Below are 24,348 nucleotides of genomic sequence, written 5' to 3' on the forward strand. Positions count from 1 at the left end.
TTTATGGGCATGGGTCTGAGAATGGGGAGGGCAGGAGGAGGCGAGCACGATGGGGGCAAGGCCGTCTTCAGCCCACTGCTCCGCCAGCTGCTTGCTGGAGGATATGGCATGGATTGAGAGGACCGATCTGGTATCGCCTGCCAGACGGGCAAGCCGGACCGGGCCTTGGCGGACATAAAAAACCGGCCACGGAGGCCGGTTTCGCTGTGTGAACTGTGAACCTGAGGCTAGCGCAGCACCACGTGCTGGAAGCCCTGTACCAGACTGATGACGGGCTGGGGGTAGATGCCGAGCAATACCACCAGAATGGCGGAGAGCAGCACCACCAGGCCCCCGGAGGAGAAGGCCCAGTCGGCCCTGGCATCGCGCAGTTGCATGCCGGGTTCACGCAGGTAGAGGGTGACCATGACCCGCAGGTAGTAGTAGAGCCCCAGGGCACTGCCGAGCACGATGGCGCCACTGAGCCACCACAGCTTGGCATCGACGGTGACGCCGATGAGGTAGAACTTGCCGATGAAGCCCAGCGTCATGGGGATACCCGCGAGGGAGAGCATCATCACCGTCATCACCGCCGTCAGATAGGGGCGCTTCCAGAACAGACCGCGATAGCTGTGCAGGGAGTCCGCATCCTTGCCGCGATAGGGGCTGGACATCATGCTGATGACGCCGAAGGCCCCCAGGCTGGTGAACAGGTACATCAGCAGGTAGACACCCGCCGCTTCCACCGGCATCTCGCCGAGGCGGCTTGCCACCACCACCGCCAGCAGATAGCCGAAGTGGGAGATGGAGGAGTAACCCATCATCCGCTTGATGTTGGTCTGGATCAGCGCCAGGAGGTTGCCGACCACGATGGAGACGACCGCCATGGCCGCCAGCAGCCAGTGGATCATGGGATCCGAGGTGGCGGGTACTGCCAGGTAGAAGCGCAGCAGCACGCAGAACACCGCTATCTTGCTCACGGTGGCGAGGAAGGTGGCCACCGGTGCCGGCGCCCCTTCATAGACGTCCGGGGTCCAGAGGTGGAAGGGGGCGAGGGACAGCTTGAACGCAAAGCCGACCAGCATCAGGCCAAAGCCCCCCATCAGCAGCGGATGGTGAGCCGGGCTCTGGGCCAGGGTCACACCGAGATCGCTGAAGCTCAGGCTTCCGGCCTGGGCGTAGAGCAGTGCCATGCCGAACAGCAGGAAGGCGGTGGCACTGGCGGAGAGCACCATGTACTTGATGCTGGCTTCCAGCGAGCGCCGCTCGCGATAGGCATACCCCACCAGACCGAACATGGGCAGGGTCAGCATCTCGATCCCGATGAAGAGCGATGCGAGGTGACGGGAGGCTGCCAGCACCAGACCACCGGCGGTGGCGATGAGCAGCAGCAGGTAGAACTCTTCCCGGTTGTCCGGATAGCCCTTGAGCCAGGTGCGACCGAAGGTGCAGGTGGCCAGGGCCCCGATGAGTACCAGCCCCATGTAGAAGACCGCGTAAGCGTCCACTTGCAGCAGGGGAGTGACCCCCTGATCCCCCTGGGCCATCACGATGGGCAGGGAGAAGAGCGCGAGGTTTAGGCCGATGATGGTGACCACGAAGGCGGTGTCGTCACAGCGCTTCCAGGCGATGGCCAGCATCAGGGCCACCATGGCCCCCGTGGTCAGCAACAGGGGCAGCAGGGCCAGCAGTTGAGAAACAGTAAACGTCATGACAGTGCTCCCGACATGGACAAGGAAGGCGAAAGAGAAAGCATCATTGCAGCGCCCCCGTGCCCGGCAGCGTGTACCAGTGCAGCACGCTCAGGAGGCTGCTGCTGGCGGTGTCGAGCACCGGCTGGGGATAGAGACCGAGCAGCACCAAGAGGCCGGCGATGGTCAGCATCATGGTCAGTTCCCGGGTATCCAGCCCCTTGAGCATGCTCTCCTCCCGGGGCGTCCCGAAGCAGGCCCGTTGCAGCATGATGAGGGAGTAGACCGAGGCCAGCACCAGCCCGAAGGTGGCGATGACGGTGATGACGGGGGCCACCTGGAAGCTGCCGATGAGGATCAGGAACTCGCCGACGAAGTTGCCGGTCCCCGGCATCCCGAGGGATGCGACGGAGAAGAACAGCATCACGCCGGGCAGGTAGCGCAACCGTCCCCAGAGACCGCCCATCTGGCGCAGATCCCGGGTGTGCAGGCGCTCGTAGAGCTGGCCGCACAGGATGAAGAGGCCGGCGGCCGAGAGCCCGTGGGCAATCATCTGTACCACTGCCCCTTGCAGGGCGAGCTCGCTGCCGGAGTAGATGGCGATCATCACGAAGCCCATGTGGGAGATGCTGGTGTAGGCAACCAGCCGCTTGATGTCGGTCTGGGCAAAGGCCAGCAGGGCGCCATAGACGATGCCGATGAGGCCGAGCACCATGGCGTAGGGGGCAAACTCGGCGGACGCCTCGGGGAAAAGCGGCAGAGTGAAGCGCAGCAGGCCGTAGGCCGCGGTTTTCAGCAAGATGCCCGCCAAGTCCACGGAGCCTGCGGTGGGCGCCTGGCTGTGGGCATCAGGGAGCCAGCCATGGAGCGGCACCAGGGGCATCTTGACCGCGAAGGCGATGAAGAAGCCCAGCATCAGCAGCCACTGTACCGTGCTGCTCATGGGGGTGTTGAGCAGTTCCTGATAGTTGAAGGTGAAGACACCGGTGGCGGCGTGGTGGGTCAGTACCAGGCCCAGGATGGCCACCAGCATGATGAGGCCGCTCGCCTGGGTGTAGATGAAGAACTTGGTGGCGGCGTTGATGCGCGACTTGCCATCGGTGACCGAGTGGCCCCAGAGCGCGATCAGGAAGTACATCGGCACCAGCATCATCTCCCAGAAGAAGAAGAAGAGGAACAGATCCACCGCCATGAAGACGCCGAGCACGCCCCCCAGGATCCACAGCAGGTTGAGGTGGAAGAAGCCGATGCGCTGGACGATCTCCTTCCAGGAACAGAGGATGGCCAGCACGCCGATGAAGCTGGTGAGGATCACCATCAGGAGCGACAGCCCGTCCACGGCGAGGTGCAGGGAGATGCCGAAGCGGGGGATCCAGGGTTGTTGCCACTCGGCTGCCCAGACGGGGAGGCCGGGGTTGGCGAGGGTGAAGTCACCACCGAGCCAGATGGCGCTGGAGAGCACCAGACAGGCGCTCATGGAGGCGAGGGCCACCCAGCGGACAAACTGTCCGCCGAGCCGCTCCATCTGCCAGCAGAGCAAGCCGCCGATGAAGGGAATTAGCAAGATCCAGAGTAAGGTCACGATATCAGCTCTCATCTAGGTTCTAGTCGGGCAGGCGCTGAGCCTGCCACACAATATTGGGCTCATGGATCAGCCGAGCAGCAGCAGGGCCAGGATCAGGGCGGCGCCCATCCCCATGGAGGCTGCGTACCAGCGCAACTTGCCGGAGACGGTCCAGGCCAGCAGCTGATGCCCCCCCTGGGCCAGCACGGCGGGCAGGTTCATCATCCTGTCCAGCGGATCCTTGCCGAGCAGGCGAGTCGCCAGCAGGTAGGGCTTGACCCAAATCAGGTCATAAAGCCAGTCAAAGCCCCAGGCATTGAACCAGAGGGTGGACAGAGCCCGCCCCGGTGCACTCTGTGCGATCCCTTTCGCCAGGCGACGTTCGCCGAGGAAGAGGAAGGCGGCCAGCGCAATGCCTGCCACGGCGATGACGCCGGAGAGGATCTCGAGGCCATGGCGTCCCTCTTCGATGTGATCTCCCGGGCCGGCCGGCAGCACTCCTGCCAGCGGTGGCACGATGAGGGCGCCGACTCCGGTGGAGAGCACCAGCAGCACCAGCAGTGGCAAATGGTGGGCAAGGCCCTGTCCGGCGTGAGCCTGGGTCTGCTCCTTGCCGTGGAAGGCGATGAAGATGAGGCGGAAGGTGTAGAGGGAGGTGAGGAAGGCACCACCCAGACCGGCCCACAGCAGGGCGCTCTGGCCACTGGCCTGCACCTGCCAGAGGATGGCGTCTTTACTGTAGAAACCGGCGGTCACCAGTGGCAGCGCGGCCAGGGCCGAGCCCCCCACCAGGAAGCAGGCGTAGACCAGCGGCAGCGATTTGCGCAGGCCTCCCATCTTGAAGATGTTCTGCTCGTGGTGGGTCGCAACGATGACGGCCCCGGCGGAGAGGAACAAGAGCGCCTTGAAGAAGGCGTGGGTCATCAGGTGGAAGATGGCCCCTTCCCAGGCACCGACCCCCAGGGCCAGGAACATGTAGCCTATCTGGCTCATGGTGGAGTAAGCCAGGATCCGCTTGATGTCGGTCTGCACCAGGGCGGCAAAACCGGCCAGCACTAGCGTGATGGCACCGACCAGCGCCACCAGATGGAGGATCTCCGGGGCCAGCAGGAAGAGGCCGTGGGTGCGGGCGATGAGGTAGACACCGGCGGTCACCATGGTGGCGGCGTGGATCAGTGCCGAGACCGGGGTCGGGCCCGCCATGGCGTCCGCCAGCCAGGTCTGCAGGGGCAGCTGGGCGGATTTGCCGACCGCGCCGCCGAGCAGCATGAGGCAGGCGAACGACAGGGCAGGGGAGCCGTCGGCAAACATCGCAGGGGCTCGCACCAGCAGCTCGTGAATGTTGAGGGTGCCGAGCTCGCGGTAGAGCACGAAGAGCCCGATGGCGAGGAAGACGTCGCCGACCCGGGTCACCACGAACGCCTTGAGGGCGGCGGCGCCGTTGTTGCGATCCTTGTAGTAGAAGCCGATCAGCAGGTAGCTGCACAGCCCCACCCCTTCCCAGCCCAGGTAGACGAACAGCAGGTCATCGGCCAGCACCAGGAACAGCATGCTGGCGATGAAGAGGTTGGTGTAGGTGAAGAAGCGCGAATACCCCTCTTCCCCGCGCATGTACCAGGAGGCGAACAGGTGGATGAAGAAGCCCACCCCGGTCACGACCCCCAGCATGGTCAGCGACAGCCCGTCCAGGGAGAGACGGAAGGCGGGCTGGAACTCGCCCACCGTCATCCACTGCCACAGGGTCTGGGTATAGACGCCGCCTTCCGGCATGGTATTGAGAAAATCGATGCCGACCCACAGGGTAGTGAGGGCCGAGAGACCGATGCTGCCGACACCGATGAGCGCCGAGGTGCGCTCGCCGAGGCGGCCGAGGGAGAAGGCCAGCAGCAGCCATCCCAGCAGCGGGAACAGGAAAGTCAGATATAGGAGGCTCATCCGCGCATCTCGCTCACAGTGTCCACGTTCAGGGTGTGGTAACGACGATAGAGCAGCAGTAACAGGGCGAGGCCGATACTGGCCTCCGCTGCCGCCAGAGAAATCACCAGTATGTACATGATCTGGCCGTCGGCCTGGGCCCAGCGGCTACCCGCCACCACGAATGCCAGGGCGGACGCGTTCATCATGATTTCGATACTCATGAGGATAAACAACAGGTTGCGGCGTATCAGCAGGCCGCACAGGCCGATGGCAAACAAAATGGCCGCCAGCAGGAGGCCGTGCTCCATGGGAATTCCACTCATCGCCATGCTCCTTGTGCTTGCTGGATGGAAAGGGGGCAGGCTGCCGGCAGCGAGCCATGCCTCACCACGGGGATGTCGCTCATTGCTGACCTCCTTCCTGTGTGGTGCGAGGTACGGAGAGCACTTCCCCGCTCTTGTCCTCGCGGCCCAGGTGATAGGCGGTGACCAGACCCGCCAGCAGCAGGATGGAGGCGAGCTCCACCGCCAGCACATAGGGGCCGAACAGGGCGATACCGACTTCCTTGGCGCTGACCTCGCTCAGACCCAGTTCACCGCCGGTCACGCCGAGAATGCCGTGGGCCAGAAAGCCCAGCAAAATGAGGGAGAGCAGGGCCGGGCCACCCCAGGTCATGGGGGTGAGCCACTTCTTCTCCTGATCCTGGGCGCTCCCCAGGTTCAGCATCATCACCACGAACACGAACAGCACCATGATGGCGCCGGCGTAGACGATCACCTGCAGGGCCCCCGCAAAGGCGGCGCCCAGGCAGAAGAAGATCATGGCCACGGCGATGAGGGAGATGATGAGATTGAGCAGCGCATGCATGGGGTTGCTGGTGCTGATCACCCGCAGCGTGCTGTAAACGGCGACCAGGGCCGCGGCATAGAATGCCAGTTCCATGATTGACTCCTAGGGCAGCAGGCTCTTGACATCGATGGGCTTGGCTTCGTTCTCGGCATCCCCTTTGGGTTTGCCGTCGATGGCCATCCCGCTCATGCGGTAGAAGTTGTAGTCCGGGTATTTGCCGGGGCCGCTTATCAGCAGATCTTCCTTCTCGTACACCAGATCCTGGCGACGATACTCCCCCATCTCGAAATCCGGCGTCAGCTGGATGGCGGTGGTGGGGCAGGCCTCCTCGCACAGGCCGCAGAAGATGCAGCGGGAGAAGTTGATGCGAAAGAACTCCGGGTACCAGCGGCCATCTTCCCGCTCCGACTTCTGCAAGGAGATGCAACCGACCGGGCAGGCGACCGCACACAGGTTGCACGCCACGCAGCGCTCGTCGCCGTCAGGATCCCGGGTCAGTACGATGCGACCGCGAAAACGGGGGGCGGCGTAGACCGGCTGCTCCGGGTAGCTCAGGGTTTCACGGGGGCGCCAGGCATGGGAGAAGACCATCCCAAGACTGCGCAACTGGGTGCCAACACCCTTGATAATGCTCGTAATTTTCATAGGTGCCTCACTGCACATTTATCAGCACTGGCGTCTGGGCGTTTCCTTGCCGCAGACGGCCGAATCATCGTCATGTCCATCTCGTTTTGCTCACGCATTCATCAGCACCACGGCAGCGGTGACCAGCATGTTGAGCAGGGTCAGGGGCAGGCACACTTTCCAGCCAAAGGACATCACCTGGTCGAAGCGCGGGCGGGGCAGGGAGGCCCGCAGCAGGATGAAGAACACCATGAAACAGGCTGTCTTCAGGGCGAACCAGATGAAGGGCGGCAGCCAGGGGCCGTGCCAGCCACCGAAGAAGAGGGTCACGATGAGGGAAGAGATCAGCACGATGCCGATGTACTCCCCCACGAAGAAGAGACCCCACTTCATGCCTGCGTACTCGATGTGATAACCGTCGGCGAGCTCCTGCTCGGCCTCCGGCTGGTCAAACGGGTGGCGGTGGGTGACGGCGACCCCGGCAAACAGGAAGGTGACGAAGCCCAGGATCTGGGGGATCACGTTCCACATGCCGGCCTGGGCCTCGACGATGTCACGCAGGTTGAAGCTGCCGGTCTGGATGACGATGCCCATGAGCGAGAGGCCAAGGAACACCTCGTAGGAGAGGGTCTGGGCCGAGGCGCGCAGGCTGCCGAGCAGGGAGTACTTGTTGTTGCTCGACCAGCCGGCGAAGAGCACGGCATAGACCGCCAGCCCAGCGATCGCCAGGATATAGAGCAGCCCCACGTTGAGATCCGCCACGCCCCAGGTGGGGGTGATGGGTACCACCGCAAACGCCAGGATGAAGGCGGTGAAGGCGATGATGGGGGCCAGCACGAAGATCCGGCGATCCGCAAAGGGCGGGATCCAGTCCTCCTTGAAGAACATCTTGACCATGTCGGCCGCCAGTTGCAGCAGGCCGAAGGGGCCAACCCGGTTGGGGCCGTAACGGTCCTGCCACAGTGCCAGCAGGCGGCGTTCGATGAAGCTCATGAAGGCGCCAGCCCCCACGATCCCCACGAGTACGACCAGGGCCTTGCCGACCTCGATCAGCAGATCCATCAGAGAGTCGCTCATGCGATGACCTCCTGCAGGTTATCGATCAGGGCGTGGTGCAGGGCGGTCGGCAGGCCGTTCACCCCGAGTGGCAACCCTGCCAGGCCCGGAGCCAGCGCATCGCTCAGGCGAAGACGCAGGCGCCAGTGGTTGCCACCCCAGGAGAAGGCCACCAGCGCGTCAGGGGACAGTGCCAGGCGCGCGGCATCCGCCGGGTTCAGTACCAGGGTGGGTTCCCCCATGCGAGCCTGGATGACCGGGCTTCTGGCGGAGAGCTCCTCGCCACCGAACAGCTGGTCATAGCTCACCACCTGCAGGGATGCGGCGGGCTGGAAGGGGGCCGGGATGGCACCAAACCAGCCCAGGTTGCCTTCGCCCGGCTCCAGCAGGCGGCGACCGGGATCCCCGGCACGCAGGTTGCCACCCACCTCGTCCTGGAACTTGTTCCAGGCGGAGGGGGAGTTCCAGCCAGGCGCCCAGGCAAACGGTACCTGGGAGAGGGGCTGGCGGGCACCGGCGTAGCCTTCCATGGAGAAGGCGAACGGCGAATCGGGATCCTGGGCGACTCTGGGCTCGCTCACGTTCTGGTTCGCCAGCATGGAGGTGCGACCACTGTAGCGGTGCGGCTCCCGGGCGAGCTTCATGCCGCGAATGCGCAGGCCGGCGTTGGGTGCAGCTTCACCCATGGTGGTGAGCAGCGGGGCGCTGGCGGCGCAATCGCGACTCACATCGTCGAAGGTGCTCCAGCGAACCGAACGCGGTTGCTGGCTCCCTTGCAGGGCATCCAGCCAGCGCCAGCTTTCGCGCACCTGGATATCGGCGTTGTAGAAGGCGGGAGCATAGACCTGGAAGAAGCGCTGGGCGCGGCCTTCCATGTTGACCTGGGTGCCATCGCCTTCGGCAAAACTGGCGGCAGGCAGCACCAAATCCGCCTTCTTCGCGGTGGCCGTCTCCTGATGGTCGATGACCAGCAGGTGTTGCAGGCGATCCAGGGCGGCGTCCACCCGGCTGCGGGGGGCTCGGCGGTAGAGGTCGTTCTCAAGAACGACCAGGGCAAGTCTCTCTTCCCCTTCCATGCGCTCGAGGGCTGCCTCCAGCGGGGCGGCATGCCGGGCCAGCATGGCCAGCCCCAGGCTGTTGGCTTCCTGAGCCACCAGGGCAAGCTCCGCGGCCTGGCCACGGCCCTTGAGGGCGCGGGCGATGTTGCTGGCCGCATCGATCAGCGCCTCGTTGCGGGCACCATTGCCTGCGATGATGAGGGGCTTTTTGGCGTTGCCAAGCAGGTCGGCCCATTGGGCGGCGAGGGCCCGCTGTTCGGGGGAGAGATCCGTTGGCGCCGGTGCACTGGCGTCCAGCAGGTGGGCGATGGCAAACCCGAGGCGCGCCTGATCCGCGTGGGGGGCGTGCAGGGTGCTGCTCGCCACGTCATCCAGGCGGGTGGCATCCAGACTGGTGATGAGCAAGGGGTAGCGCTGGTTCTGGGCCAGGGTCTGCACGGCAGCGACCTGCCAGAGATCCACCTTCAGCTTGCGGGCAATTTCGCGCCCCTTGCCTTTCACTGCCTGGCGCAGGGCCAGGGCGATGCGGGCGGCGGTCTGGGTGACATCTTCCCCGAGCACCAGCACGGCGTCGGCTTCTTCCATGTCGCGCAGGCTGGGAGTGCGCACGCCGCCGAGCTCCAGAATGTCCAGCATCTTCTGCAGGCATTTCCATTCGCTCTGCTCGACCCCGGAGTAGAAGTTGGCGGCCCCCACCAGTTCGCGCAGGGCGAAGTTGCTCTCCAAGGAGGCGCGGGGTGAGCCGATGCCGATGACGCCGCTGGCGGTGCGCAGCGCATCCGCGGCCCGGTTCAGGGCGCCATCCACCGTGATGGCCAGCTTGTCACTGCCATCCTGCAGCAGGGGCTGGCGCGGGCGGTCGGTCAGATTGACGTGGCCGTAGCCGAAGCGGCCGCGATCGCAGAGGAAATAGTGGTTCAGGGCACCGTGGAAACGGTTCTCGATGCGGCGCAGCTCGCCGTAGCGCTCACCTGGGCTGATGTTGCAGCCGACCGAGCACCCCTGGCAGATGCTGGGGGCGAACTGCATGTCCCACTTGCGGTTGTAACGCTCGGAGTGGGTCTTGTCGGTGAAGACGCCGGTGGGACAGACCTCCACCAGGTTGCCGGAGAATTCGCTCTCCAGGGTGCCATCCTCGACCCGGCCGAAGTAGACGTTGTCATGGGCGCCATAGACCCCGAGATCCTCGCCACCGGCGTAATCCTTGTAATAGCGCACGCAGCGGTAGCAGGCGATGCAGCGGTTCATCTCGTGGTTGATGAAGGGGCCCAGATCCTGATTCTGGTGGGTGCGCTTGGTGAAACGGTAGCGGCGGCTGTTGTGGCCCGTCATCACCGTCATGTCCTGCAGGTGGCAGGCGCCCCCCTCTTCGCACACCGGGCAGTCGTGGGGGTGGTTGGTCATCTGCCACTCCACCACCGTCTTGCGAAACTCCTTCGCCTCTTCATCCTCGATGGAGATATAGGTGCCATCGGTGGAAGGGGTCATGCAGGACATGACCAGGCGGCCGCGCTTGTCGTCGGCATTCTGATACTGTTTGACCGCGCACTGGCGGCAGGCACCGACGCTACCGAGCGCCGGGTGCCAGCAAAAATAGGGGACGTCCAGACCCAGCGACAGACAGGCTTGCAGCAGGTTGTCTGCCCCGTCTACCTCGTACTCTTTACCGTCTACATGAATGGTTGCCATACAACTTCCCTGAAACCTGTTTTATGAAATCGGCTATTGCCCGATGCGTCCTGGCGCTTACCAGCGCTCGCCCAGCAGGTTGGGCTGGATACCCTTGAACAGCTTGTGATTGTCATGGGGGGCCTTGACCCCGGCCTCGAACTCGGACCGGAAATACTTCATCGCACTGCCAAGGGGCTCGACGGCGCCGGGGGCATGGGCACAGAAAGTCTTGCCCGGGCCCAGGAAACTGACCAGCTGTTCCAGGGTCGCGAGATCCTCGGGTTGGCCCTCGCCCCGCTCCAGCGCCCGCAGGATCTTGACGCTCCAGGGCAGGCCGTCGCGGCAGGGGGTGCACCAGCCGCAGGATTCGCGGGCAAAGAACTCCTCCATGTTGCGCAGCAGGGAGACCATGTTGATGCTGTCATCCACCGCCATGGCAAGGCCCGTACCCATGCGGGTGCCCACCTTGCCGATGCCGCCAGCGTACATCTGGGCATCCAGGTGCTCGGGCAGCAGGAAGCCGGTGCCGGCGCCGCCCGGTTGCCAGGTTTTCAGGCGATAGCCGGGCTTCATGCCGCCGGCGTAGTTTTCGAACAGCTCGCGGGCGGTGATGCCAAAGGGCAGCTCCCACAGGCCGGGATTGTTGACCTTGCCGGAAAAGCCCATCAGCTTGGTGCCGTGATCTTCCGAACCCGGCAGTGCCAACCCCTGATACCAGGCCACACCGTTGCCGATGATGGCGGGCACGTTGCACAGGGTTTCGACGTTGTTGACGCAGGTCGGCTTGCCCCAGACGCCGGAGACGGCGGGGAAGGGGGGTTTGGCCCGCGGGTTGGCGCGCCGTCCTTCCAGGGAGTTGATGAGGGCCGTCTCTTCGCCGCAGATGTAGCGACCTGCGCCGGTGTGGACGAACAGCTCGAAGTCAAAGCCCGAGCCCAGGATGTTCTTGCCAAGGAGCCCCGCGGCCTTGGCCTCTTCCACGGCGCGGCGCAGGTGGATGGCGGCATCCACGTACTCGCCGCGCAGGAAGATGTAGCCGCGATAGGCTTTGAGAGCCCGGGCACTGATGATCATCCCCTCGATCAGCAGGTGGGGCAGCTGCTCCATCAGCATGCGGTCTTTGTAGGTATTGGGTTCCATCTCGTCGGCGTTGCAGAGCAGGTAACGGATGTTCATGCTCTCGTCTTTGGGCATCAGGCCCCACTTCACGCCGGTGGAGAAACCGGCGCCGCCGCGTCCCTTGAGGCCGGCATCCTTGACGGTGCTGACGATGTCATCCGGGCTCATCTGGCCAAGGGCCTTGCGGGCGGCCTCATAGCCCTGTTTTGCCTGATACTCCTCGAGCCACACCGGCTGCCCGTCGTCCCGCAGGCGCCAGGTGAGAGGGTGGGTCTCGGCGGTGCGGGGGATGCGGTTGGCGGTGCCGAGGGAGGCAAGCGTCTTGCCTGGCTGAATGCTCATGGGTAAGCCTCCAGGGTTTTCAGCAGGCTGACGGCATCGAGTCCGCCATAGGTATCGTCATCGATCATGATGGCCGGCCCCTTGTCGCAGTTGCCGAGGCAGCAGACGGGCAACAGGGTGAAGCGGCCATCCGGGGAGGTCTGACCGGGGGCCAGATTGACGACCTCTTTCAGACCGGCAAGCAACTGCTCGTGGCCGTTGATGTAGCAGACCATGCTGTCGCAGACGCGGATGATGTGACGACCCACCGGCTGGCGGAAGATCTGGCTGTAGAAGGTGGCGACCCCTTCCACGTCGCTGGCGGGGATGCCGAGCTCGGCGCCGATGGCGTGAATGGCGCCGTCAGGCACCCAACCACGGGCCTGTTGCACTATCTTGAGCGCTTCGATGCTGGCTGCACGGGGATCTTCGTAGTGGTGTTTCTCGTGTTCGATGGCATCGCGCTCAGCCTGGCTCAGGACGAAATCTCCCTGCTGGCTGCTGCATGCCCCTTGCCCTTGTGGGGTCTGGTTATTGTGACACTGACATTGGCTCATGACTTGACCTTTTGTGGCTTGTCCCTTTACTGCGCGTCTTGCCCTTCGCCCCGGCTGCCGGGGCGAGAGGACTCAACGATCCACATCTGACATAACGAAATCGATACTGCCCAGGTAGACGATAAGATCCGACACCATCTGGCCGCGGATCACCGAGGGGATCTGCTGCAGGTGGGCGAAGCTCGGGGTGCGGATCCGGGTCCGGTAGCTCATGGTGGAGCCATCGCTGGTCAGGTAATAGCTGTTGACCCCCTTGGTCGCCTCTATCATCTGGAAGGACTCGGCGGCCGGCATGACAGGCCCCCAGGAGACTTGCAGGAAGTGGGTGATCAGGGTTTCGATGTCCTGCAGGGTGCGCTCTTTGGGCGGTGGCGTGGTGAGCGGGTGATCCGCCTTGAAGGGGCCCTCAGGCATGTTTTTCATGCACTGCTCGATAATGGACAGGCTCTGGCGGATCTCCTCGATGCGCACGGTGGCGCGGTCGTAGGCGTCCCCGTTGCTGCCCACCGGCACCTCGAACTCGAACTGATCGTAACCGGAATAGGGGCGCCATTTGCGCACGTCAAAGTTGAGCCCCGTGGCCCGCAGACCGCCCCCCGTGGTGCCCCAGGCCAGGGCCTGGGCCGTGTTGTAGGCGGCGACGCCTATGGTGCGGCCCCGCAGTATGCTGTTGCGCATGGCCGCCTTTTCATACTCCATCAACCGCTTGGGCAGCCAGCTCAACAGGTTGTCCTGGATGAGGCGGGTCCAGCCGGCAGGCAGATCGTGGGCCACGCCGCCGATGCGGAACCAGGCCGGGTGCATGCGGGCTCCGGTGATGGCCTCGATGATGGTGTAGATCTTCTGGCGGTCCGTGAAGGTGAAGAAGACCGGGGTCATGGCCCCCACGTCCTGAATGTAGGTGCCAAGGAACAGCAGGTGGCTCTGGATGCGGAACAGCTCCGCCATCATCACCCGGATCATGTCGACCCGCGCCGGCACCTTGATGCCGGCCAGCTTCTCGACCGCCAGCACATAGGGCAGGTTGTTCATCACGCCGCCCAGGTATTCGACCCGGTCGGTGTAGGGGATGTAGCTGTGCCAGGACTGGCGCTCGCCCATCTTCTCGGCGCCGCGGTGGTGATAGCCGATGTCGGGCACGCAGTCGCGGATCTCTTCCCCGTCGAGTTGCAGCACCAGGCGGAAGGCGCCGTGGGCGGAGGGGTGGTTCGGCCCGAGGTTCAGGAACATGTAGTCCTCGTTCTCGTTGCCGCGGGCCATGCCCCACTCTTCCGGCTTGAACAGCAGGTTGTCCTGCTCCTGATCCTGCTTGACCGCATCGAGCATGAAGGGATCAAACTCGGTGGCGCGCGCCGGGTAGTCCTTGCGCAAGGGGTGCCCTTGCCAGCTCTTGGGCATCATGATGCGGGTCAGATGGGGGTGGCCATCGAAGGTGATTCCCATCAGATCCCACACTTCCCGCTCGTACCAGTTGGCGTTGGGGAAGTGGCGGCTGACGGTGGGCAGATGGAGATCGCTCTCCTTGAGCGCCACCTTCAGCATCACGTCGGCGTTACGGTCGATGGAGATGAGGTGATAGAAGACGGTAAAGTCGCTCTCCGGCAGGCCGTGGCGATGGCTGCGCATCCGTTCGTCGGTGGCGCTGAGATCGAACAGCATCACGAAGGGGGAGGGCAGCTTTTGCAAGAAGCCCATCACGTCCAGCAGCAGATCCCGGGAGAGCCAGATGACCGGCACGCCGGTACGGGTGCTCTGCACGGTAAAGCGCTCGGCACCGAAGTGGGCGAACAGCTCGCCGACCACCTGGGCATCGGCGTGATCGGCGGTTTGCCACTGGGCCATGGTGTAATTGCTTGGGAATTCTCGAGTCAGTTTCATGATCAGATCTCATCCGGCGTGCGCAGGTTGGTCACGTTGATCCGCTCGCCGCGCTTGCGTTCCTTCTCGGATTGCATCTGGGGACGGTAGATCCCCTGATCCCCCACCACCCAGGAGAGGGGGCGGCGTTCCTTGCCGATGGACTCCTGCAGCAGCATCAGGGCTTGCAGGAAGGCCTCGGGGCGGGGCGGGCAGCCCGGAATGTAGACATCGACCGGCAGGAACTTGTCCACCCCCTGTACCACGGAGTAGATGTCATACATACCGCCGGAGTTGGCGCAGGCCCCCATGGAGATGACCCACTTGGGCTCGAGCAACTGCTCATAGAGCCGCTGGATGACAGGGGCCATCTTGATGAAAGGGGTGCCGGCAATCACCATGAAGTCGGCCTGACGGGGGGAGGCTCGTATGACCTCAGCACCGAAGCGAGCCACGTCGTGGGGAGAGGTGAAGGCGGTACACATCTCCACGTAGCAGCAGGAGATGCCGAAGTTGTAGGGCCAGAGGGAGTTCTTGCGGCCCCAGTTGACGGTGTCTTGCAGCACCTCTTCGAGGCGCCCGATCATGATGCCGCGGGTCGCTTGCTGCGCCAGTGGATCATCGACGGTCTGGCGCTGTTCCTGGGGGTAGCGCTCAACGGGCGCATCCGGGTCAATCCGGGTCAGGGTGTACTTCATGGTGCAACCTCAAAGAGATAATCGGTAGTTCAGTCTGGTTTCTTGTCAGTCAGGACACGCTTTTTCGGGGCCCAGTCGAGGGCACCAATGCGCCACAGGTAGAGGAGGCCTACCAGCAGCAGGGTGATGAAGATGGTGGCTTCGATGAAGCCGACCCAGCCGCTCTCCCGAACGGAGACGGACCAGGCAAAGAGATAGAGGGCTTCGACATCGAAGATGACGAAGAACATGGCGACCAGGTAGAACTTGGCGGAGAAGCGCAGGCGGGCGTTGCCGACGGAATCCACCCCGGATTCAAAGGGTTTGTTCTTGGCACGGCCATAGGCGCGTCCCCCCAGCAAGGCCGCCAGGCCTATCATGGTCAAGCAGATACAGATGGCGCCAATGACATAGACAGCAAAAGCCCAGTGCTGGACGGCAATATCAGCAAACATATAGGTTTTTCCCTAACCAAATTAATCATGTGACTTAACAATGACGTTACGTAGTATGCCACTTTCGTACTGATTTACATGTCATTTCAAAGGATTAATTATTAATCAACGGGATGAAAATTGTGTTTTGCTAGCGGGGTCAACTTTCTCGTTTGAGAATTGTTTTCAATCGTTTTTATTTAGCAGAAAAAAACCGGATAGTTTGAAAATCCGGTGGATGGCAGGAAACAAAAGACCCCGCATGGCGGGGTCTGTTTCAGGGTTGGAGAACGGGGAGGCTCTGCTCTGCCGCCTTGCCCTGGGAGAGCACGATCTCCACCCGGCGGTTGGCCTGGCGGTGAGCCGGGGTATCGTTCGGATAACGGGGTTGGGTATCCGCCACCCCCTGGGCGATCAGCCGTCGTGAATCCAGCTTGGGGTTGGTCAGCAGGGTGTGGGTGATGGTGGCCGCCCGCAGCACCGACAGCTCCCAGTTGTTGCGATAGAGCTCCACCGGCGCCTGGGAGTTGTCGGTGTGACCGGTGACCACCACCATGCCGGGAATGTCCGCCAGCACGTCCGAGACCTTGTTGACCAGGGGAATGAACTGGGGCTGCAAGAAGGCGGAGTCGGCCGGGAACAAGGTCTTCTCGCCGATGCGGATCACCAGTTGGCTGCCAAGCTGCTCCACCTCGATCTCCTTGGACTCGATTTGGCTCTTGAGCTGCTGATCCAGCTTCTGCTTGGTGACCGTGACCCAATCCTGCTCCTTGGTCTTGTGGGGCCAGGACTCCGTGGCCGTAGGTTTCTCCGAGGAGCCGATGGTCTCGTTGAAAGGGTCGGCCGCCGCTGCGGGCGTCTGGGTATCCAGCACCTGCTCTTTCTGGGAGGTATTGGGGGTGGTCTTGGACTCGGGTTCCAGTATGCCTGTGCCCCCCTGCATCACGGGGGAGCCGGCGGGAAGGGAGACCAGCCCTATCTTGCCAAGAGATTCGATAAAGCCCTGAATGAGCACGCGAGTCTCCGACTGCTTGGCCATGGCGAAGGAGTAGAGCACCACGAACAGGGCGAACAGCAGTGTCATGAAGTCGGCGTAGGAGACCAGCCAGCGTTCGTGGTTCTCCGGCGCCTCAGCCTTTTTCTTTTTCGCCACCGTGGCCTCCGAGGTAAGGCTCAAGGGTCACTTGCAGCCGTTGCTGTGACTCGCCGTCCACGATGCAGAGGATGCCGGTGAGGGTCATCTCCTTGTAGTGGCGGATCTGGTGGGCAAACGACTTGTAGCGGTTGCCGAAGGGCAGGAAGATGAGGTTGGCGGCCGACACCCCGTAGATGGTGGCGATAAAGGCCACCGCGATGGCGCCCCCCAGCTTGTCGGGGGCATCCAGCAGGCCCATGGCGTGAATGAGGCCAAATACGGCCCCGACGATCCCCATGGTCGGGCAGTAGCCCCCCATGGCCTCGTAGAATTTGACGGTCTGTTCGATATCTTCCTGCTCGAACTCGATCTCGTTTTCCAGTACCTCGTGGATTTTGGTCTTCTCGTAGCCATCGACCATCATCTGTACCCCTTTTTGCAGGAAGGGATCCTTGATGTCGTCGATCATGCCCTCCAGTGCCAGCATGCCACTGCGCCGTGCATTGCCCGCCAGGGTTTCAAGCAGTTGGGCCTGCTCCAGCATGTCGAGGCGCAGGGGAGTGATGAGCCACTTGAAGCGCTTGAGGGTTTTACCAACCACGGAGAAAGGAAACTGGGTCAGTGCGGCACCGACGGTACCGCCGATCACGATGAGAAAGGCGGGCAGATCGAGCAGGGCGCTGGGGTGCCCCCCTTCTATCATGTTGCCACCCAGAATGGCTGCCAGGGCCAGCAGCAAGCCAATAAGACTCATTTGTCCATATCCCTATGCGATGTGTGAGGCTAGTGTAGCCATTTAACTATCAGTTTTTCAAAACGATATCCAATCGGTGAGCAATATCCGAGAGGTTGCGCAGACCCGGTAGTGTCCGGTGGCATCGGCCTGTGCCGCCTGATCTGCAGAGCAGGTTGACGGTGCCGGCATGGCAGGACGAGGCGGTTATCCAAGTGATATCACAATATACTGTGCTATCTGTGAGAGGGTGTTGGTTATTTATATCGTCATTTTCTCTTTGATTGGCGTAATGCGCTGTCAACGAGAGAGGGCTGGCTGCCCTCGGGGCATATCCCCTGTCGGCAGAGAGCAGAGAGGCGGAAGGGGTGGGATTGGCTGGGCGGCACTTGGCCAGGTATCGCGGCAAGCCGTTTTTTCTGGCCCCGCCGATGACGGGTTTCTCCTGCCAGGGGGTTGGCAGACGCCTTGATGCAAAAAACCGACCCTGAGGTCGGTTTTTACAATTTGGCGGTGAGGGAGGGATTCGAACCCTCGATACGTTGCCGTATACACACTTTCCAGGCGTGCTCCTTCAGCCACTCGGACACCTCACCAAATTCAGGTCTGTGATTTAACGTGTTCAGCCAACACGGTGTTCGCTGCGCCGTTGCGCTGGAACGGGGCGTAATTTAGGGGAAAGGGCTGCCTGGGTCAACCACTTTTCCCCTTATTTTTCATAATCTTTATCGAGTGCCTATCCCTTGAACAGAATGCCGGTTTTTTAATCCCGTTCAAGGCTTGTCGAGAATGATCAGGCTGTCAGGCAGCTCGTTCTGATCCCGGGTGGCGGGGAAGGCGTCGGTCAGAATGGCGCTGGTGCGCTCCACGCACTCCAGAAACCCCTGCTCGACCTCCTTGTTGCGTACCCGAACCACGAAGTCGTCGATGATCTGCTGCCATTGGGTGTTGTCGATGTGCTGAGCGATCCCGTCGTCTACCAGGATCTCCACATAGTGCTCCGCCACCGAGACGAAGATAAGCACCCCGAGCCGGTCCCGGGTGCGGTGAAGTCCCTGCTCGACAAACTGCAGTCGGGCCATCAAGGCGGCCCGGTGACGGCGTACCTTGTGGGGAATGAGCCGCATCTTGATGGGCGTCCAGTGGAACAGCAGGCTCAGCAGCAACCAGACCGACCACTGCACCAGCAGGATCTCGTACCAGCCAAGCCAGAAGCCGAGCTGGAAGACCAGCAGGGGGGTGAGCATGGCGAGCAGGGCGGCCCACAGGGTCGGAATATAGCGATAGCCATCGCTGGCCGGGGCCAGCACGGTGACCAGTTCGGCATCCGTGGCCTGCTCGGCCTGTCGAACCCTGGCCTGCAAGGTGTGGAAAAACTGTTTCGAAATCATCTTGTTGTCTCTTTTTCCCTGATTACCAACCGCCAGATGCACCGCCGCCGCCAAAGCTGCCGCCGCCACCACTGAAACCGCCACCACCACCGCCAGTGCGGCCGCCAAAGGAGCCGGCACCGAATCCACCGGCCATGTAGGCGGCCCGGCGACGTCCTCCCGGCCCACCGCCGCCGCCGCGCAGGTTGTGCAGCACGATCATCGCAATCACCACCAGGATGAAGAGCCAGGGACCTCCCTGCTTGTCGGCCTTGCTGGTGTTGTCCACGGGCTGATACTCCCCGGCCAGGGCCTGCATGATGCCCTGGCTGCCGGCGAGGATGCCGGCCACCATGTCACCGCGCTTGAAGGCGGGCAGGATCCGGGTCTGGATGATATTGGCGGCGATGGCGTCGGGCAGGGCACCTTCCAGGCCATAACCCACCTCGATGCGCACCTTGCGCTCGTCCTGGGCGATGATCAGCAGCACGCCGTTGTTCTTGCCTTTTTGGCCGATGCCCCAGTGGCGACCGAGCTGGTAGCCGTACTCTTCGATGGTATCCCCCGCCAGCGTGTCGATGGAGACCACCACCAGCTGGACGCCGCTGCGCTTCTCGAAGACGGCCAGTTGCTGTGCGAGCTGGTGGGCCTGCTTGCGGGACATCAAATTGGCCTCGTCCACCACCCGCCCGGTCAGGGCCGGGAAATCGGGGGCGGCATGCAGTGCCGTGGCACAGAGCAGCAGACAGAGCGCCAGCCAGCGTCTCATCACGTTCATTGGAAGCTGACCTTGGGCGCCTCATCGGCACCGGGTTTGGCGCTGAAGGTGGGTTTGGCTTCCAGATCGGAGTAAAGCAGCTTGGACCAGATGACCCCGGGGAAGGTACGGATCTCGGTATTGAACTGGCGTACTGCCTCGATGTAATCCCGTCTGGCCACCGCGATGCGATTCTCGGTGCCTTCCAGCTGGGCCTGCAGGGTCAGGAACTGCTGATTGGCCTTCAGATCCGGGTAGCGCTCGACCACTACCATCAGCCGGGAGAGGGCGCTGGAGAGCTGCTCCTGAGCCGCCTCGAACGCCTTGAGCTGGGAGGGGTCACTCACCTGCACGCTGCCGACTCGGGCACGGGCATCGGTGACCGCCTTGAGGGTCTCCTGCTCGTGGCTGGCGTACCCCTTGACGGTGGCCACCAGGTTGGGAATGAGATCGGCCCTGCGCTGGTACTGGTTCTCGACCTGTCCCCAGCTCGCCTTGACCTGCTCATCCAGGGTCGGAATGGTGTTCATGCCGCAGCCGGTCAAACCCAGCAGCAGGGTCAGGGTCAGCAGGGCACGGGTACCACGTTGCCAGAGTGAAGTGGCCATCTTGTTGTTCTCCATTGATATTTCTCTCGGAAATAGGTTCACCATAACAGCTTGTGGTCAGCCCTCACAACGCCTGGGTAACAGGGGGGCGCGGTAGCTCATCGACACCTTGGGCAGCTGGGGTTTGTCCTTGAGCCAGGAGGCCAGCTCCTCCCCACAGCCATTGCCAGGAGGAATGGGAGCCTGGGGCTGGCAGTCCGGACTGTTTGCCGGGCAGCGCAGGCGCACGTGAAAGTGGCTGAAGTGGCCGACCCAGGGGCGCAGCTTGCCGACCCAGGCTTCACCGGGTGCCTGTTTGCACACCTCGGCTTTGATGACGGGGTTGACGAAGATACGCGCCACCTCGGGGCGATCAGCCGCAAGGCGCAGCAGATTGAGCTGCCTGGGGCCGAATCGACCGGGCAGCATCCGGTAGCTGGGTTCATCGATCAGCGCCCACTCCCTGGGGGCATCCTGCTCCCAGCGGCTAATGGGCCTGTCAGCCATCCTGAACCAGATGTCGGCATCCAGGCCGGTCTGGTGGCTGCGATGACCTGAGGTAAAAGGCCCCCCATGCATCATGGCGAGGTCGGCGATATAGAGATCCGGCATGCCGGCCAGTCTGGTCTGGTTGGCCAGATGCTGCAGGTAATGGATGAGGTCGGGGTGACCGTAATAGCGCAGCCGTTTGGTGCGGATCACCTGATAACCAGGACCTTCGAGGGGCAGGGCCACGGCATTTTTCAGGCAGCCGGCGGAGTAGCCGCCGATGGCCTCGGCATAGAGTGTGCTCGCGGACAAGAGCAGGGCGGTGGCGAACATGGGACTCCCGGGATGGCGCCCAGTGCGGGCTCAGACAGCCCCAAGCATACCAAGAGTGGCGGCTGGCCGTCATCCGTGTCGCGGTGGCGGTTGCATCGCGGCGCGTCGCTCGCGCACAATGCGCGGCAACGCAGCGACGGCAAGGCCGTTCGCATCACAGAAGGAGAAGAGAAGATGAGAGTCAGTGAGCTGGCAGCGCAAGAGAACGTGCGCTGGCTGATGCCCCCGGCCCGGCGGTTTTACGGGGTGATGATCTGCCTGTTGCTGGCGAGTCTCGCCACTGTGGTGGCCGCCCTCTGGCTGGGATATCCCGACATGGGCCTGCTGCCCTGGGTCGGGGTGGTCTTTGGCGGTATCGTGCTGGTGATGATGGTGTTGCCGCGCAACTGGCAGCGCTGGCGTCTGGCGGAGCTTGCCTGGGATGAACGCCATCTCTATCTGCTCAATGGTGGCGAAGACCGGGCCTTGGCGCTGCCCAGAGCTGTGCTGGTGGACATGGAGCGGGATCGCAAGGTGGGACACGATGGCCAGTGGCTCGATTTCAGCCTGGATCTCGGGCTGGATGAGGTGACCCTGGCGACGGCCACCAGCCTGCTCGGGTTGTCCCGGGAAGGGACTCACGAAGTGGCCCCCGGGGTCTATCGATTCGGGTTCAAACGTGCCTGGCATGGGCGTCGTGCCCTCGGCACATTGCTGGCCGAACTGCACCCACTCTGACTATTTTCTCGACAATTCATCCCAATGCTCAGATACTGCCTCTGATTCGATTTGATCTTTCCTGCTCTGATAACCCAAGAGATCAAGGACTTGGGATACGAAGCTGGAAGTGCCATGGCATGATGCCGTGGCTGGTCCGGCAGGGGGGTTGTGCCCTTACTCCCAGGTCGGTGGATGCATAGATAAGGCACCTTGAATCGAGAGTGGATGGCATGAAGATTTACGTAGGTAATCTGTCGTACCGGATGACGGCCGACGAACTGACAACCGTGTTCAGCCAATTTGGGCAGGTAGACAAGGTCGATATCATCATCGACCGCGATACCGGTCAGTCCAAGGGGTTTGGTTTCATTGAAATGCCGGTCAATGGTGAGGCCGAGAAGGCCATCGCCGAGTTGCACGGCACCGAGGTCGGCGGCCGCACCATCACGGTCAATCAGGCCAAACCGAAGACGGATGCACCCCGTGGTCGCCCCCAGCGCCATCGTTGAATCGTCTCGATAACGGAAAACGGCATGGAATCCTCCATGCCGTTTTTGTTTTCAGGGTCTGGTGCAGACTCAGGGAACGTCATAACCCAGAGCGGCCTTGCGGATGCGGAACCACTGCTGGCGAGTGAGCTCAATGGACTCGGCTGCCACGGCGGCGGCGATCCGCTCCCGTTTGCCGGAGCCGATGAGGGGCAGCGGCTGACTCGGCAGCATCATCACCCAGGCGTAGACCACCTGCTCCAGACAGTCGGCGCCCACCTCCTGGCGGATCTGCTCGAGTTCCGCCCGCAGCGGGGCATAGTCGGGGGCATGGAACAGCCGCCCGCCGCCAAGGCAGGACCAGGCCATGGGCTTGATGCGCAGTTGTTGGCATTGATCCAGGGCACCATCCAGCGTCCCCTCCTGATGGAGCGGGGAGATCTCCAGCTGGTTGGTGACCAGGGGGAAGGGCAGGCGGGATTGCAGCAGGGCGAACTGGTGGGGCGTGAAGTTGGAGACCCCGGCGTGCTTGATCTTGCCTGCCTGCTTGAGGGTGATGAAGGCGTCGGCCACCTCGTCGGCGTTCATCAGGGGGTCGGGGCGATGGATCAGCAACAGATCCAGATGATCGGTGCCGAGCTTTTGCAAGGAGGCTTCGGCACTGGCGACGATGTGTCCCTTGCCGGTGTTGTAGTGATTCAGGGCGTGGGCCGGATTGGCGGTGAGGGCGATGCCGCACTTGCTGACGATCTCCATGCGATCGCGCAGGGAGGGCTCCAGGCGCAGGGCATGGCCGAAGGCCTCCTCGCACTGGTAGCCACCGTAGATGTCGGCGTGATCGATGGTGGTGACCCCGAGATCAAGGTGATATTTCATCAGGTCCAGCAGGGCGGCGGGGGAAAGCTGCCACTCCATCAGGCGCCAGTAGCCCATGATGAGGCGGGAGAAGGTAGGGCCTTGCTCATGCAGGGCCAGACGGGATACGGACATGGTGACTCCTCTGGAGATAAAAATGCGAAAAGAAAGGGGCAAAATCATGTGCCAGCATCTTGGTCTCTTCCGGCGGACAAGGCAATAATGCCCCCTTCGCGAATTCGAACTATGGTTCTGACTCCGACGGGTCAAGATCCCGGTGTCAGTGAGAGGAGAAGGGGTGATGGAAGGATTTGCCGCCAGGCTGCAAAGCCTGATCGGGGAGGGGAGCGTGAGCGCTTTTGCCCGCAAGGTGGGGTTGAGTGAAGCCCTGATCCGCAAGTATCTGAAAGGGGCCGAGCCCGGCCTTGGCAAGGCGAACCAGATTGCCATGGGGGCCAACTGCTCGCTGGAGTGGCTCGCCACCGGTTGCGGGTATCTCTATCGTCAGGCCGAGGTGGTGGACAGGGACGCGCTGGCGGCGGCGGGGGCGCTGGTGCAGGAGACCCGTCCGGGAAAGCCCATGCCGGACGAGGAGCAACTGGTGACCCTGCTCGCCTATTACCAGTTCCTGCGCAGCCACAAGCAGGCGGACGGTTTTCTGGACCTGGCCCGGGCGCGGGAGTTTGGGCGCCATCTGGCCGAGGCCTGAGCCTGACGGGTGCTCCCGGCAGTCCGCCATTCTTCTGATACCCTCTAAGCAGTGATCAAATCCAAGGACACGCAGATGAGCTATCTGATCCTGGGCAGTGGCGGGTTGGGCAGTGCGCTGGCACGGGAGCTGGCCAGACGGGGCGAAGAGTGGTTGCTGGCGGGCAGGCAACTGCCCAGGGGGCTGGATCCTGCCTGCTATTTTCCGCTGCAGGAGGTGGACCCGCTCTCCTTCGAGGCCCTCTTCACCCTCTATGACAGCACCACCCTGCCGACGGTGGTGATCAACACCATAGGCCTGCTCCATGATCTTGCCCACATGCCGGAGCGGCGGGTGGAGGAGGTGACCCCCCAATGGCTCGAAGAGAGTCTGCTGGCCAATGCCTGGCCCCACCTGGCCCTTGGTGCCAACCTCAGCCGGCGCATGATGCCCCAGAGCACGCTCTGGCTCTGCACCCTCTCGGATCGGGCGGGAAGCCTGGAGGAGGGGGGCGAGGAGGCCATGTGCCACTACAGCTACCGCATGAGCAAGGCCGCCCTCAACATGGGATCCCGGATCCTGGCGGGTGAGTGGGCAGGACGTTTTCCCGGCGCCGGTGTCATCACCGTGCATCCCGGCCTCATGAATACCCCCATGCAGCAACCTTTTCTTCAGGAGATGGATCCCACCTTGCTGCAGGACCCCGCCGAGGTCGCCGTCCGCCTGCTGGATCTGATGGCCACACTGACGCCCGCGCACTCGGGCCGTTTCGTGGATCTGCAGGGTCAGTCGCTGCCCTGGTGAGCCGCCGGGCTCACATTCCCGCTTGCCGTTTCTTGC

At 62.8% G+C, this 24,348-nt stretch carries 24 protein-coding genes and 1 tRNA gene; 4 read left to right on the top strand and 21 right to left on the bottom strand.

All coding sequences use genetic code 11. The features are described from left to right. Nucleotides 1–227: 227 nt before the first annotated feature. From nuoN to mepA, 20 genes are all read right to left on the bottom strand, one after another. Nucleotides 228–1,691, bottom strand: coding sequence for an NADH-quinone oxidoreductase subunit NuoN (gene nuoN / locus ACB037_RS14100; RefSeq protein ID WP_010675039.1), 1,464 nt, complete (start codon nucleotides 1,689–1,691; stop codon nucleotides 228–230). Nucleotides 1,692–1,734: 43 nt separating this feature from the next. Next, nucleotides 1,735–3,252 carry an NADH-quinone oxidoreductase subunit M gene (nuoM, locus tag ACB037_RS14105; RefSeq protein WP_371175485.1) on the bottom strand — a complete coding sequence of 506 codons (1,518 nt, stop codon included), beginning with the start codon at nucleotides 3,250–3,252 and terminating at the stop codon, nucleotides 1,735–1,737. A 69-nt stretch (nucleotides 3,253–3,321) separates the two neighbouring features. Beyond that, nucleotides 3,322–5,169: an NADH-quinone oxidoreductase subunit L gene (gene nuoL / locus ACB037_RS14110; RefSeq protein WP_139737063.1), complete on the bottom strand. Its 1,848-nt coding sequence runs from the start codon at nucleotides 5,167–5,169 to the stop codon at nucleotides 3,322–3,324. After that, nucleotides 5,166–5,474: an NADH-quinone oxidoreductase subunit NuoK gene (nuoK, locus tag ACB037_RS14115; protein ID WP_010675036.1), complete on the bottom strand. Its 309-nt coding sequence runs from the start codon at nucleotides 5,472–5,474 to the stop codon at nucleotides 5,166–5,168. Before nuoK ends, nuoL begins: the two co-directional genes overlap by 4 nt. 79 nt (nucleotides 5,475–5,553) lie before the next feature. After that, entirely contained in the window at nucleotides 5,554–6,093 is a 540-nt protein-coding gene (gene nuoJ / locus ACB037_RS14120; protein WP_371175459.1) for an NADH-quinone oxidoreductase subunit J, read from the bottom strand. A 9-nt stretch (nucleotides 6,094–6,102) separates the two neighbouring features. Continuing rightward, on the bottom strand, nucleotides 6,103–6,645 hold the full coding sequence (gene nuoI, locus ACB037_RS14125; protein WP_010675034.1) for an NADH-quinone oxidoreductase subunit NuoI: 543 nt from the start codon (nucleotides 6,643–6,645) through the stop codon (nucleotides 6,103–6,105). A 90-nt stretch (nucleotides 6,646–6,735) separates the two neighbouring features. After that, nucleotides 6,736–7,701 carry an NADH-quinone oxidoreductase subunit NuoH gene (nuoH, locus tag ACB037_RS14130; protein ID WP_010675033.1) on the bottom strand — a complete coding sequence of 322 codons (966 nt, stop codon included), beginning with the start codon at nucleotides 7,699–7,701 and terminating at the stop codon, nucleotides 6,736–6,738. Continuing rightward, complete coding sequence (gene nuoG / locus ACB037_RS14135) at nucleotides 7,698–10,427, bottom strand: NADH-quinone oxidoreductase subunit NuoG (protein ID WP_371175460.1); 2,730 nt, start codon at nucleotides 10,425–10,427, stop codon at nucleotides 7,698–7,700. Before nuoG ends, nuoH begins: the two co-directional genes overlap by 4 nt. A gap of 57 nt (nucleotides 10,428–10,484) precedes the next feature. After that, nucleotides 10,485–11,870, bottom strand: a complete 1,386-nt coding sequence (gene nuoF, locus ACB037_RS14140; RefSeq protein WP_042016644.1) for an NADH-quinone oxidoreductase subunit NuoF — start codon at nucleotides 11,868–11,870, stop codon at nucleotides 10,485–10,487. Continuing rightward, entirely contained in the window at nucleotides 11,867–12,406 is a 540-nt protein-coding gene (gene nuoE, locus ACB037_RS14145) for an NADH-quinone oxidoreductase subunit NuoE (protein WP_010675030.1), read from the bottom strand. The genes nuoF and nuoE overlap by 4 nt, the downstream gene beginning before the upstream one ends. Before the next feature lie 72 nt (nucleotides 12,407–12,478). Then, nucleotides 12,479–14,284, bottom strand: coding sequence for an NADH-quinone oxidoreductase subunit C/D (gene nuoC / locus ACB037_RS14150; protein ID WP_041211563.1), 1,806 nt, complete (start codon nucleotides 14,282–14,284; stop codon nucleotides 12,479–12,481). Between the two features lie 2 nt (nucleotides 14,285–14,286). Continuing rightward, entirely contained in the window at nucleotides 14,287–14,961 is a 675-nt protein-coding gene (locus ACB037_RS14155; RefSeq protein WP_010675028.1) for an NADH-quinone oxidoreductase subunit B family protein, read from the bottom strand. Between the two features lie 29 nt (nucleotides 14,962–14,990). Beyond that, nucleotides 14,991–15,395, bottom strand: coding sequence for an NADH-quinone oxidoreductase subunit A (locus tag ACB037_RS14160; protein WP_039038710.1), 405 nt, complete (start codon nucleotides 15,393–15,395; stop codon nucleotides 14,991–14,993). 256 nt (nucleotides 15,396–15,651) lie between these two features. Beyond that, the gene (locus ACB037_RS14165; RefSeq protein ID WP_010675026.1) at nucleotides 15,652–16,527 is read right to left on the bottom strand and encodes a flagellar motor protein MotB; all 876 of its coding nucleotides are present in this window, start codon (nucleotides 16,525–16,527) and stop codon (nucleotides 15,652–15,654) included. After that, nucleotides 16,505–17,263 (bottom strand): flagellar motor protein, encoded by a 759-nt coding sequence (locus ACB037_RS14170; RefSeq protein WP_029314677.1) that lies wholly within the window; start codon nucleotides 17,261–17,263, stop codon nucleotides 16,505–16,507. Before ACB037_RS14170 ends, ACB037_RS14165 begins: the two co-directional genes overlap by 23 nt. Nucleotides 17,264–17,750: 487 nt before the next feature. Continuing rightward, nucleotides 17,751–17,838, bottom strand: a tRNA-Ser gene (locus tag ACB037_RS14175). Between the two features lie 177 nt (nucleotides 17,839–18,015). Continuing rightward, a complete protein-coding gene (locus tag ACB037_RS14180; protein ID WP_039038708.1) occupies nucleotides 18,016–18,633 on the bottom strand; it encodes a TPM domain-containing protein in 618 nt (205 codons plus the stop codon). Between the two features lie 22 nt (nucleotides 18,634–18,655). After that, nucleotides 18,656–19,390 carry a YgcG family protein gene (locus tag ACB037_RS14185; RefSeq protein ID WP_041211561.1) on the bottom strand — a complete coding sequence of 245 codons (735 nt, stop codon included), beginning with the start codon at nucleotides 19,388–19,390 and terminating at the stop codon, nucleotides 18,656–18,658. Then, complete coding sequence (locus ACB037_RS14190) at nucleotides 19,387–19,992, bottom strand: LemA family protein (protein WP_371175461.1); 606 nt, start codon at nucleotides 19,990–19,992, stop codon at nucleotides 19,387–19,389. The genes ACB037_RS14185 and ACB037_RS14190 overlap by 4 nt, the downstream gene beginning before the upstream one ends. Before the next feature lie 42 nt (nucleotides 19,993–20,034). Then, nucleotides 20,035–20,778, bottom strand: a complete 744-nt coding sequence (gene mepA / locus ACB037_RS14195; protein ID WP_041215028.1) for a penicillin-insensitive murein endopeptidase — start codon at nucleotides 20,776–20,778, stop codon at nucleotides 20,035–20,037. 174 nt (nucleotides 20,779–20,952) lie between these two features. Here mepA and ACB037_RS14200 point away from each other — a divergent pair, with 174 nt between their 5' ends. Then, complete coding sequence (locus ACB037_RS14200; protein ID WP_371175462.1) at nucleotides 20,953–21,495, top strand: hypothetical protein; 543 nt, start codon at nucleotides 20,953–20,955, stop codon at nucleotides 21,493–21,495. Between the two features lie 212 nt (nucleotides 21,496–21,707). Continuing rightward, complete coding sequence (locus ACB037_RS14205) at nucleotides 21,708–21,986, top strand: RNA-binding protein (protein ID WP_029314670.1); 279 nt, start codon at nucleotides 21,708–21,710, stop codon at nucleotides 21,984–21,986. 69 nt (nucleotides 21,987–22,055) lie between these two features. Here ACB037_RS14205 and ACB037_RS14210 read toward each other — a convergent pair whose 3' ends face one another. Beyond that, nucleotides 22,056–22,955 (bottom strand): aldo/keto reductase family oxidoreductase, encoded by a 900-nt coding sequence (locus tag ACB037_RS14210; protein ID WP_103243005.1) that lies wholly within the window; start codon nucleotides 22,953–22,955, stop codon nucleotides 22,056–22,058. Nucleotides 22,956–23,121: 166 nt separating this feature from the next. On the opposite strand from ACB037_RS14210, the gene ACB037_RS14215 reads away from it, so the two are divergent. Then, nucleotides 23,122–23,529: a transcriptional regulator gene (locus ACB037_RS14215; protein WP_039038703.1), complete on the top strand. Its 408-nt coding sequence runs from the start codon at nucleotides 23,122–23,124 to the stop codon at nucleotides 23,527–23,529. Nucleotides 23,530–23,604: 75 nt separating this feature from the next. Then, the gene (locus ACB037_RS14220; protein ID WP_371175463.1) at nucleotides 23,605–24,312 is read left to right on the top strand and encodes a short-chain dehydrogenase; all 708 of its coding nucleotides are present in this window, start codon (nucleotides 23,605–23,607) and stop codon (nucleotides 24,310–24,312) included. The last annotated feature ends 36 nt before the right edge of the window (nucleotides 24,313–24,348 follow it).

Source organism: Aeromonas sp. S19(2024) (assembly GCF_041402625.1).
Lineage (GTDB): Bacteria > Pseudomonadota > Gammaproteobacteria > Enterobacterales > Aeromonadaceae > Aeromonas > Aeromonas caviae.